This is a genomic window from Pseudomonas sp. TSO6 (assembly GCF_056098905.1).
Map to the genome: position 1 here is coordinate 170,020 of NZ_JBLZWV010000042.1, position 10,518 is coordinate 180,537.

A 10,518-nucleotide genomic window follows, 5' to 3' on the forward strand; every position below is an offset into this window, starting at 1 on the left:
GAAACCTGAGTATGGACCGCTACACCCGCGCCGCCATGGGACTAAAGTCACAACCGACCTGCAAATTTGCAGACACGCAAAAGCGCCCCATAACGGTGCAAAGCCTCTAGAATAGGCCACCCTTCAACCACCGAGCAGCCCATGGATATCGATCAGGCCCGAACATTCCTGGAAATCGTGCGTTGCGGCAGCCTGGTCGCCGCCGCCGAACGCCTGTTCGTGTCACAGACGGCAATTACTGCCCGGGTGCAGCGCCTGGAGCAGCAACTGGGCTGCCAGCTATTTGTGCGCAGCCGCAACGGCGCCAGCCTGACCAGCGACGGCGAAGCATTCGTCAGTTATGCCAACCAGCTGGTACAAACCTGGGAAGCGGCGCGGCGCGACCTGCCGCTGCCCGAGGGCTGCCAGCAAGTGCTGCATGTGGGGGGAGAAGTGAGCCTGGGCAACCCGATGATGCTCGACTGGATCAGTGCCCTGCACCGTGAGCTGCCCAGCCATGCCATCCGCAGCGAGGTAAGCGATGGCGAGTCGCTGCTGCGCAAGGTCGAGATGGGTTTGCTGGACGCTGCGCTGGTGTATCAGCCGACCTACGGGCCGGGCCTGCAGGTGGAACAGTTGATGGAAGAAAAGCTGATCCGCGTGCGCCGGGTTGACCAGCCAGAGCCCTACATCTACATCGACTGGGGCGAGGCCTTCCGCCGACAGCACGATGCCGCCCTGCCCGACTGCGCCCGCCCGGCGCTCAGTTTCAACCTGGGCCCCCTGGCCTTGCAGTTCATTCTCGATCAGGGCGGCAGCGGTTACTTCCGCACGCGCGTGGTGCAGGCGTACCTGGACAGCGGCGTGTTCGAGCGGGTACCGCAAGCGCCGGAATTCACCTACCCGACCTTCCTGGTGTACCCACGCAAACGCGACAGCGAAGCCCTGCAACAGGCCTTCGCCATCCTGCGCCGGCTGGTAGCCGCCGGCGCCAGCGACTGGTCACAACGCTGGGACCCGGTTATCTGAAGCCTCGGCTTTGCTGAGCAGTTGGCGCTTGAGGCCAGCGATCAGGTCGGTCTGGGTGATTACCCCCACCAGCATGCCGGCATCGAGCACCGGCAGGCAATGCAGGCCCTGCTCGCACAACAACGGCAACAGGCGCTCCAGCGGGTGTTGGCTGCTGACACTGACCACCCGCCGGCTCATCACCTGCTCCATGCGCACCGCCTTGCGGCCGAACAGCCCGCGCCAGCTGAAGCGGCCACGCTGCATGGCCGGGCCGACCAGGTCGCTGAGGCTGACGATGCCCACCAGCTTGCCCTGCTGCAGCACCGGCAGGGTTTTCAGGTGGTGGCTGGTCAGCATTTTCCAGGCCTGCTCGAGGGTGGTCTCGGGCGTGGCGAACTGTACATCGCGCGACATCACCGAGGCCGCAGTGATACCGCCAAGGCTGCGCTGCAGGGCATGCTGCTCGGTGGCGAGGATGATGCGTTCCAGCTCGTCACGGGTGACATCGATGAACTCACCCAGCTCTTCCAGAGCTTGGTCCAGGTCCTCGCCACGGATGCCCACCCGTTCACTGGGCAGGGGGTCGTGGGTATGGTGCACATCTTTGCGCGGCGCTACGCCTTTCGGGTAGCGCACACCGGTCAGGCGATTGTAGAGCACCGCCACGCTCACCAGGATCAGTGCATTGAGCAGAATTGGCTCAAGCAGGTGGTCACCCATGGCGGTCAGCCCTGAGTCGGCCAATACCGCACTCACTGCCACCCCGCCACCCGGCGGGTGCAGGCAGCGCAGCAGGCACATGACCAGGATCGAGATGCCCAAGGCCGCAGCGGCCACCCACAGCGCCGGGCCGAAGCCTTGGCGCATGGCCAGGCCGACCGCGCCCGCCAGCGCGTAGCTGCCCAGCACCGGCCAAGGTTGGGCCAACGGGCCGGAATGCACGGCGAACACCAGCACTGCCGAGGCCGCCAGCGGGCCCAACAGGTGCAAGGCGATGCCGGGGCCATAGGCCATGCTGGTCAGCCACCCAGCGAGGAACAGACCGAGCAACGCACCGATACCGGCACGCAACCATTCTTTTGGAGAGGTATTCAGGGGCGCCGGCAACAGGCGCTGCAGACGGCTTTCGGAACGCGAGGCAGACATTTAAGTAATCGGGATCTTGGTTTTTTCTGATTAAAAAGAAAGCCCAGCCGAGCTGGCCTGGGCCTCGTATTGCGCGTGCAATACCGCAAGGGGCTCCGTCCGTGGAGAGATGGAAACCGCAGGGTTTCATGAGGGGGATTTTGCCGGGTGGAGGGAAATTGGGCTAATTCAAAAAACTGCGGCTGTACTGCAATTTTTTTGCAGTACTGACATGGCTTCGGCGGATTGGGTACACCTGTGGGAGCGGCCTTGTGTCGCGATGGGCCGCACAGCGGCCCCGGCATTACCGAGCCTTGCGCGGCAGGTCGATGCTCACACGCAACCCGCCCAGCGGGCTCTGTTCCAAGGCCAGACGCCCGCCCCAGGCGTCGACGATATCGCGCACGATGCCCAACCCCAGCCCATGCCCGTCCACCTGCTCGTCCAGCCGCGAGCCACGCTCCAGCACCTGCAGCCGTTGGCTCTCAGGGATGCCAGGGCCATCGTCATCGACCCACAGCTGGAAGCCCTCGGCATTGGGCTCAATGCCCAGGCGCACCTCGCTGTCAGCCCACTTGCAGGCGTTGTCCAGCAGGTTGCCCAGCAGCTCCAGGAAGTCTTCACGGTCCCATGGCAATAACAGCCCGGGCGGCACATCACTCGCCAGCAGCAGGCCCTCGCCATGGATCATTCTCAGTGTCCCGAGCAACCCCGGCAACTCGGCGTCACAGTCGAACTGCGCGCCCGGCAGCGCATCCCCTGCCAGCCGCGCACGGTTCAGCTCGCGTGCCAGCCGTTGCTGGATCTGCTCCAGCTGCTCGCGCATCTGCGTGCGGACTTCGGGAAAATCCTTCAAGCGCTCGCTGGAGGCCAGGCTCAGCAGTACCGCCAACGGCGTCTTCAGCGCATGCCCAAGGTTGCCCAAGGCATTGCGCGAGCGGCGAAGGCTGTCTTCGGTGTGGCTGAGCAGGTGGTTGATCTGCCCCACCAACGGCGCCAACTCGCTGGGCACCTGCTCATCCAGCTGCGAGCGCTTGCCCTGCTGCAGCTGGGCAATCTGCTGGCGTGCCCGCTCAAGCGGGCGCAGCGAGCGGGTAACCGTGATGCGCTGCAGCACCAACACCAGGATCAACGCCACCAGCCCCATGCCCAGGCCGATCTGCTGCATGCGCCGGAAACCTTGGCGCACCGGCGAATAGTCCTGTGCCACGCTGATCGAGATGTCCTGGCCCAGGCGCCGGTAGTCGGCGCGCAGGGCCAGCAGTTGCTGCCCTTCAGGGCCGAGTTCATGGCTATCGGAAAGCCCGGGCGCCGATGGTTTGGGCATGTCCAGGTCCCACAGCGAACGAGACCGCCAGGTACCTTTGTCAAAATCGATGCGGAAGTAGTAACCGGAAAAGGGTCGTTGGTAGGCCGCCGAAATACGCCGCTCATCCAGCTGCAAGCCAGACGGCCCACGCACCAACGCCACCAGCAGGTTCTCGCTTTCCTTACGCAGGCCGTTTTCCAGGTAGCGTTGCAGGCCAGCTTCGAAAAGCCACAAGGTCAGTTGCGCCAGCACCACGCCGACCACCACCAGCACCGCCACCAGGCCCAGGCTAAGGCGCGCCTGGATCGACTTCACCCGGCGCTCCCGGCATAAATGTACCCTTGCCCGCGACGGGTCTCGATCACGCTACGGCCCAGCTTGCGCCGCAGGTGGTTGACGTGCACTTCCAGCACGTTGGAGTCGCGCTCGGTTTCGCCGTCGTAAAGGTGTTCGGCCAGGTGGCTTTTGGACAGGATCTGCTGCGGGTGCAGCATGAAGTAACGCAGCAGCCGAAACTCGGCAGCGGTCAGTTGCACATCCATGCCGTCACGGCTGACACACTGACGGCTTTCATCCAGGTGCAGCCCCGCTGCCTCCAGTTTCGGCTGGTTGGCCAGGCCCCGGGCACGGCGCAGCAATGCCTGGATACGCAATTGCAGCTCTTCCGGGTGGAACGGTTTGCTCAGGTAGTCATCAGCCCCGGCCTTCAGCCCCTCGATGCGCTCGGCCCACGAGCCACGGGCGGTGAGGATCAGCACCGGCGTGGCCAGGCCGGCAGCACGCCACTGGGCCAGCACCTCCAGGCCCGGCAAGCCCGGCAGGCCAAGGTCGAGAATGATCAGGTCATAGGGTTCGCTCTGGCCCTGGTAAACCGCGTCGCGGCCGTCGGCCAGCCAGTCCACGGCATAGCCCTGGCGCTGCAGGCCGGCGGTCAGTTCATCGGCCAGCGGTACATTGTCCTCGACAAGCAACAGGCGCATTCAGTCGTCTTCCTCGTCTTTGAGCAGGGCACCGGTGCTGGCATCGAGCTTGATCTCGCGTACCACACCTTCAACCGTCAGCAGTTCGACCTCATATTCGTAGCGATCGTCGTCTTCTTCCAGCTCGGCTTCCAGCAGGCGCGCCCCGGGGTGACGCCCCAGGGCGGTTTCCAGCAATTGCTCGAGCGGCAGAATGACGCCCTTCTGCCGCAGCTTCAGGGCTTCGTCCTGGTCAAGGTCGCGGGCAGCGGCCAGCGAGCACACGGCCAGCAGCGCCAGCGCGAGGTAGCGCGCCGGCCGCGGTAAGTGAATCATCAGTTGTCCCGCTCGTCCTTCAGCACTTCACCGGTCTTGGCGTCCAGCGCCACGTCCCACTCGACGTTCTGGGTGTCGCGCAACTCGACCTTGTAGATGTAGCGGCCGTACTCGTCTTCAAGCTCCGAGTCAGTGACGGTGGCGCCGGGGTGCTTGGCCACGGCGGTGGCTTTGAGCTCGTCCAGCGACTTGATGGTCTTGGCGTTGACCAGTTTGACCACTTCGTCAGGCTGTACATCCTTGGCGAAAGCGGCATTCGCGCCCAGGGCGAGGGCAGCGGCGGTGAACAGGGCAGTCAAGGTTTTCATCGTTCTTCTCTCCTGAGAACTGTGTAAGTTGTCTACGGGGTTAAGACTAACCACCGGTCCTTAATTCAACCTGAAAACAGCTGGCGCCATGATAGCGCAGTTACACCTCCAGGCAGGTTTGGTCTCCTGCAGGAGCAGCCTTGTGCTGCGAAAGGGCCCGTGCAGGCACAACAGTTGTGTAGTCTGTACGGGCCCTTTCGCAGCACAAGGCTGCTCCTACAAGCCCAAGAGATCCGCCATGAGCGCCATCCACATCAAGTACCCTGCCCTCACCTTCAAGGCCGGTGACCGTGCCCTGCGGCTCATCCGCGAGCGCGGCCTGCAGGCGGCCGATGTCGGGGTGGTGCCAGGTGCGGCCGGTGGCCCGAAGCCGCTGGGTATCCAGGGCCTGGACCTGGCACTGTTCGGCGAGTGGCTGCCTTCGGCACCGCGCCCGCGCGCCCTGATTGGCGCTTCGATCGGTGCCTGGCGCTTCGCCAGCGCCTGCCTCGAAGACCCCATCGCGGGTCTGCGTCGCCTGGGCGAGTTGTACACCGAACTGGATTTCGCCAAGGGCGCCACCCCGGCCGAAATCAGCCACAGCTGCCAACGCATGCTCGACGACCTGCTGCAGGGCCGCGACGGCCAGCTGCTGGCCAACCCGCACTATCACCTGAATATCCTGGTAGTGAAAAGCCATGGCCAGCTTGCCCACGACCATCGCGGCCGCCTGGGCCTGGGCCTGGGCTCGGTGGTTGCCAGCAACCTGCTCGGCCGTTCGCGCCTGGCGCGCCACTTCGAGCGCATCATCCTGCACGACGGGCGCGCCGCGCCGCCCCTCGACGCACTGACCGACTTCCCCTCACGCTACCTGCCGCTGGACCTGGCCAACCTGCGCCACGCCCTGCTGGCCTCGGGTTCGATCCCCATGGTCATGCAGGGTGTGAAAGACATCCCCGGCGTGGGCGCTGGCACCTACCGCGACGGCGGCCTGCTCGACTACCACCTCGACCTGCCCTACCGCGGCGACGACCTGGTGCTGTACCCGCACTTCACCGACAAGGTGGTACCGGGCTGGTTCGACAAAGCCTTGCCCTGGCGCAAAGGCGATGCCACCCGCCTGCAGAACGTGCTGCTGATGACCCCTTCGCCGCAGTACCTGGCCGCCCTGCCCTATGGCAAGCTGCCGGACCGCAACGACTTCAAACGCTTCATGGGTGATGCGCCAGGCCGCAAGCGCTATTGGTACAAGGCTATCGCTGAAAGCCAGCGCCTGGGCGACGAGCTGCTGGAGCTGGTCGCCACCGGGCGGCTGCATGAACGCCTGCAAGCCTTGTAACGGCCATGCTGGTAGACTGCGCGCAATATTGATTCACACAGAGTTATGACAGCGTGGAAATTTTCAAAGAGTTCACATTCGAATCGGCCCACCGCCTGCCCCACGTCCCTGAAGGGCACAAATGCGGCCGCTTGCATGGCCACTCGTTCAAGGTCGGCCTGCACCTGACCGGCCCGCTCGACCCGCACACTGGCTGGATTCGCGACTTCGCCGAGGTCAAGGCGATCTTCAAGCCGATCTACGAGCAACTGGACCACAACTACCTGAACGACATCCCGGGCCTTGAAAACCCCACCAGCGAAGTGATCGCCAAGTGGATCTGGGACCAGGTCAAGCCGCTGATGCCGGAACTGTCGAAGGTACGCATCCACGAAACCTGCACCAGCGGTTGCGAATACACCGGCGACTGATTCGCCACCTCACCGGCCTCTTCGCGGGCTTGCCCGCTCCCACAGGAACTCCACAGCCCTCAATAGCAGTGATAATCCTGTGGGAGCGGGCAAGCCCGCGAAGAGGCCGGTAGCATCACCAACAAGCTTCAGCCTTGCCCCTGCTCCAAGGCATCGCGCAGGAAGCTGGGGGCGATGTAGCGCTGGTAATGCGCTTCTGAAAGCAGGAAGAACTCGCGATCGATGGCATCGCGCAATTGCGGCAGTTCCCAGTCGCGAAACTCCGGCAGCAGCACCATGCCGTAGGCCTCCAGGTCACGGATCATCCGCGCCCCGCGGGCAATCAGCTGGTAAGCCCAGCAATATTCCGACTGCTGCTCGACAAAACGGATGGAGCGCTGCTCCAGTTGCTGACGCAGCAGGCTTTTGTCGAACACCTCCAGCTTGGCCATCATCACCTGCACCAGCAACTGCTCAAGGCGCAGCCACACCGCGCGTTTTTGCGCGTCGTCGTAGCCGTTCCAGTTGATCACTTCGTGGTGGAAACGCTTGCAGCCACGGCACACCGTGTCTCCGTACACCGTGGAGCACAGGCCGACGCAAGGGGTCTTGATGGACTTGTTGGACATGAAAAACAACAGTTTGGCGGAGGAACACGGGGCCATGTTAGCCCTTTGTCTAACCAGGGTCACTCGTTAAAGTCATCTTCTGCGCCTTACTTTCGGGCTTTTTTTGCCGTAGAATCATCCGGCCTTTTCAAAGGCAACAATGTCCGTTGGAAGCTGTTTTCAAAGCGTCACGAGCACAGTTAATCCGGTAGAACGGCGTTGGCCCGGGCCATGCATCCCTCGCATGCCCGCGCCAGCCCTCATCAGCTCCCCGTTCTGCAGGCGTAAAACTTTGAAAGCAGCTTCTGTAAGGATTCTTTGCGACTCTGGCTGGGCGGCCCACAAAGCCGTGGCAGCGCATGGGTGCATTGAATGCTGGATAAGCGTCCCGGACCCCCTTTAGGGACCACTGATGAGGGAAATAACTGTGCTTGAAGCCTACCGCAAACACATCGAAGAGCGTGCCGCCCTGGGTATCGTGCCCCAGCCGCTGAACGCCGAACAAACTGCAGGCCTGGTCGAGCTGCTGAAAAACCCGCCGGCCGGCGAAGAAGCCTTCCTCGTAGACCTGATCACCAACCGCGTACCGCCAGGGGTCGACGAAGCTGCCTACGTCAAGGCTGCTTTCCTCTCTGCTGTTGCCAAGGGCGAAACCCAGTCGCCTCTGATCGACCGCAAGCACGCCACCGAACTGCTCGGCACCATGCAGGGCGGCTACAACATCGAAACGCTGGTCGCACTGCTGGATGACGCCGAACTGGGCGCCGTCGCGGCCGAACAGCTCAAGCACACCCTGCTGATGTTCGATGCCTTCCACGACGTGGCCGAAAAAGCCAAGGCCGGCAACGCTCACGCCAAGGCCGTGCTGGACTCCTGGGCTGCCGGTGAGTGGTTCACCGCCCGCCCGGCCATCGCCGAGAAGTACACCCTGACCGTGTTCAAGGTGCCAGGCGAAACCAACACCGACGACCTGTCGCCTGCTCCGGACGCCTGGTCGCGCCCTGACATCCCGCTGCACGCCCTGGCGATGCTGAAAATGGCCCGTGACGGCATCGAGCCTTCGCAGCCAGGTTCGGTCGGCCCGCTGGCACAGATCGAAGCCGTCAAGGCCAAGGGCTTCCCGGTTGCCTATGTAGGTGACGTGGTAGGTACTGGTTCCTCGCGCAAATCCGCTACCAACTCGGTACTGTGGTTCTTCGGCGACGACATTCCGTACGTACCGAACAAGCGCGCCGGTGGCTTCTGCTTCGGCACCAAGATCGCCCCGATCTTCTACAACACCATGGAAGACGCCGGCGCCCTGCCGATCGAATTCGACTGCACCAACCTGGGCATGGGCGACGTCATCGACGTCTACCCGTACAAAGGTGAAGTACGCCGCCACGAAAGCGACGAGCTGGTCACCAACTTCGCGCTGAAAACCGAAGTGCTGCTGGACGAGGTCCGCGCTGGCGGCCGTATCCCGCTGATCGTCGGCCGTGGCCTGACCGAAAAAGCCCGCGCCGAGCTGGGCCTGGGTGCTTCCGACCTGTTCAAGAAACCAGAGCAGCCTGCCGATTCCGGCAAGGGCTTCACCCTGGCGCAGAAAATGGTCGGCCGTGCCTGTGGCCTGCCAGAAGGCCAGGGCGTGCGCCCAGGTGCCTACTGCGAGCCGAAGATGACCACCGTCGGTTCCCAGGACACCACTGGCCCGATGACCCGCGACGAGCTGAAAGACCTGGCGTGCCTGGGCTTCTCTGCCGACCTGGTCATGCAGTCGTTCTGCCACACCGCGGCCTATCCGAAGCCGATCGACGTCACCACCCACCACACCCTGCCAGACTTCATCCGCACCCGTGGCGGCGTGTCGCTGCGCCCAGGCGACGGCATCATCCACAGCTGGCTGAACCGCATGCTGATGCCTGACACCGTTGGTACCGGTGGCGACTCGCACACCCGCTTCCCGATCGGCATCTCGTTCCCGGCCGGTTCCGGCCTGGTGGCCTTCGCCGCCGCCACCGGCGTCATGCCGCTGGACATGCCAGAATCGATCCTGGTGCGCTTCAAGGGCAAACTGCAACCCGGCATCACCCTGCGTGACCTGGTGCATGCCATCCCTTACTACGCCATCCAGAAAGGCCTGCTGACCGTCGAGAAGAAAGGCAAGAAAAACGCCTTCTCCGGCCGCATCCTGGAAATCGAAGGCCTGGACGAACTGACCGTCGAGCAAGCTTTCGAGCTGTCCGATGCCTCGGCCGAGCGTTCCGCTGCCGGTTGCACCATCAAGCTGCCAGAGAAGGCCATTGCCGAGTACCTGACGTCCAACATCACCCTGCTGCGCTGGATGATCGGCGAAGGCTACGGCGATGCCCGCACCCTGGAGCGCCGCGCCCAGGCCATGGAAGCCTGGCTGGCCAACCCTGAGCTGCTGTCGGCTGACGCCGATGCCGAGTACGCTGAAATCATCGAAATCGACCTGGCCGACGTCAAAGAGCCTGTGCTCTGCGCGCCGAACGACCCGGACGATGCCCGCCTGCTGTCTTCGGTACAGGGCGAGAAGATCGACGAAGTGTTCATCGGTTCGTGCATGACCAACATCGGCCACTTCCGCGCTGCCGGCAAGCTGCTGGAGAAGGTCAAGGGTGGCATCCCTACTCGTCTGTGGCTGGCTCCGCCAACCAAGATGGATGCTCACCAGCTGACCGAAGAAGGCTACTACGGCATCTACGGCAAGGCCGGTGCGCGCATGGAAATGCCAGGCTGCTCGCTGTGCATGGGTAACCAGGCACGTGTGCAGACCGGTTCGACCGTGGTCTCCACGTCGACCCGTAACTTCCCGAACCGTCTGGGCGACGCGACCAACGTGTACCTGGCATCGGCCGAACTGGCTGCTGTCGCTTCGATCATCGGCAAGCTGCCGACCGTCGAAGAGTACATGCAGTACGCGAAAGACATCGACAGCATGGCTGCCGACGTTTACCGCTACCTGAGCTTCGACCAGATCGCCGAGTTCCGCGAAGCGGCAGCCAACGCCAAGATCCCGGTGGTTCAGGCGTAAGCTGAGTTACAGGTTGTAAAGAAAGCCCCGGCAGCGATGCCGGGGCTTTTTTGTTTCAGCCTGTACCGGCCCTATCGCCGGCAAGCCAGCTCCCACAGGTACTCCACAGGTCTTGAGAGCTTTGGAGTACCTGTGGGAG

The 10,518-nt window shown here is 63.4% G+C and carries 10 protein-coding genes; 4 read left to right on the top strand and 6 right to left on the bottom strand.

Annotated features, from left to right (window positions below; genetic code table 11):
• The first annotated feature begins 141 nt into the window (after window positions 1–141).
• A complete protein-coding gene (locus ACN6NG_RS19405; RefSeq protein ID WP_341798164.1) occupies window positions 142–1,008 on the top strand; it encodes a LysR family transcriptional regulator in 867 nt (288 codons plus the stop codon).
• Here the strand turns inward: ACN6NG_RS19405 and ACN6NG_RS19410 are convergent.
• The 5 genes from ACN6NG_RS19410 to ACN6NG_RS19430 all read right to left on the bottom strand — a co-directional run bounded on the left by ACN6NG_RS19410 (window position 982) and on the right by ACN6NG_RS19430 (window position 5,027).
• Window positions 982–2,136, bottom strand: a complete 1,155-nt coding sequence (locus ACN6NG_RS19410) for an HPP family protein (RefSeq protein ID WP_353455018.1) — start codon at window positions 2,134–2,136, stop codon at window positions 982–984. The genes ACN6NG_RS19405 and ACN6NG_RS19410 overlap by 27 nt on opposite strands.
• Before the next feature lie 283 nt (window positions 2,137–2,419).
• A complete protein-coding gene (locus tag ACN6NG_RS19415; RefSeq protein ID WP_353455016.1) occupies window positions 2,420–3,739 on the bottom strand; it encodes an ATP-binding protein in 1,320 nt (439 codons plus the stop codon).
• Window positions 3,736–4,404: a response regulator transcription factor gene (locus ACN6NG_RS19420; protein ID WP_063427241.1), complete on the bottom strand. Its 669-nt coding sequence runs from the start codon at window positions 4,402–4,404 to the stop codon at window positions 3,736–3,738. Before ACN6NG_RS19420 ends, ACN6NG_RS19415 begins: the two co-directional genes overlap by 4 nt.
• On the bottom strand, window positions 4,405–4,719 hold the full coding sequence (locus ACN6NG_RS19425) for a PepSY domain-containing protein (RefSeq protein ID WP_016500524.1): 315 nt from the start codon (window positions 4,717–4,719) through the stop codon (window positions 4,405–4,407). It abuts the gene before it with no gap.
• Entirely contained in the window at window positions 4,719–5,027 is a 309-nt protein-coding gene (locus tag ACN6NG_RS19430) for a PepSY domain-containing protein (RefSeq protein WP_016714736.1), read from the bottom strand. The genes ACN6NG_RS19425 and ACN6NG_RS19430 overlap by 1 nt, the downstream gene beginning before the upstream one ends.
• Before the next feature lie 238 nt (window positions 5,028–5,265).
• Here ACN6NG_RS19430 and ACN6NG_RS19435 point away from each other — a divergent pair, with 238 nt between their 5' ends.
• Window positions 5,266–6,345: a patatin-like phospholipase family protein gene (locus ACN6NG_RS19435; protein WP_197899338.1), complete on the top strand. Its 1,080-nt coding sequence runs from the start codon at window positions 5,266–5,268 to the stop codon at window positions 6,343–6,345.
• Between the two features lie 53 nt (window positions 6,346–6,398).
• Window positions 6,399–6,755: a 6-carboxytetrahydropterin synthase QueD gene (gene queD / locus ACN6NG_RS19440; protein ID WP_012271598.1), complete on the top strand. Its 357-nt coding sequence runs from the start codon at window positions 6,399–6,401 to the stop codon at window positions 6,753–6,755.
• 128 nt (window positions 6,756–6,883) lie between these two features.
• On the opposite strand, the gene ACN6NG_RS19445 is transcribed toward queD, so the two are convergent.
• Window positions 6,884–7,363 carry a DUF1289 domain-containing protein gene (locus ACN6NG_RS19445; RefSeq protein WP_165931650.1) on the bottom strand — a complete coding sequence of 160 codons (480 nt, stop codon included), beginning with the start codon at window positions 7,361–7,363 and terminating at the stop codon, window positions 6,884–6,886.
• Between the two features lie 406 nt (window positions 7,364–7,769).
• Here ACN6NG_RS19445 and acnB point away from each other — a divergent pair, with 406 nt between their 5' ends.
• Complete coding sequence (gene acnB / locus ACN6NG_RS19450; protein ID WP_063427246.1) at window positions 7,770–10,379, top strand: bifunctional aconitate hydratase 2/2-methylisocitrate dehydratase; 2,610 nt, start codon at window positions 7,770–7,772, stop codon at window positions 10,377–10,379.
• Window positions 10,380–10,518: the final 139 nt, after the last annotated feature.

Bases quoted from the DNA above. Each gene is read 5' to 3' on its own strand.
- ACN6NG_RS19405 (WP_341798164.1), top strand. From the start codon at position 142: ATGGATATCGATCAGGCCCGAACATTCCTGGAAATCGTGCGTTGCGGC.
- ACN6NG_RS19410 (WP_353455018.1), bottom strand. From the start codon at position 2,136: ATGTCTGCCTCGCGTTCCGAAAGCCGTCTGCAGCGCCTGTTGCCGGCG.
- ACN6NG_RS19420 (WP_063427241.1), bottom strand. From the start codon at position 4,404: ATGCGCCTGTTGCTTGTCGAGGACAATGTACCGCTGGCCGATGAACTG.
- ACN6NG_RS19425 (WP_016500524.1), bottom strand. From the start codon at position 4,719: ATGATTCACTTACCGCGGCCGGCGCGCTACCTCGCGCTGGCGCTGCTG.
- ACN6NG_RS19430 (WP_016714736.1), bottom strand. From the start codon at position 5,027: ATGAAAACCTTGACTGCCCTGTTCACCGCCGCTGCCCTCGCCCTGGGC.
- ACN6NG_RS19435 (WP_197899338.1), top strand. From the start codon at position 5,266: ATGAGCGCCATCCACATCAAGTACCCTGCCCTCACCTTCAAGGCCGGT.
- ACN6NG_RS19445 (WP_165931650.1), bottom strand. From the start codon at position 7,363: ATGTCCAACAAGTCCATCAAGACCCCTTGCGTCGGCCTGTGCTCCACG.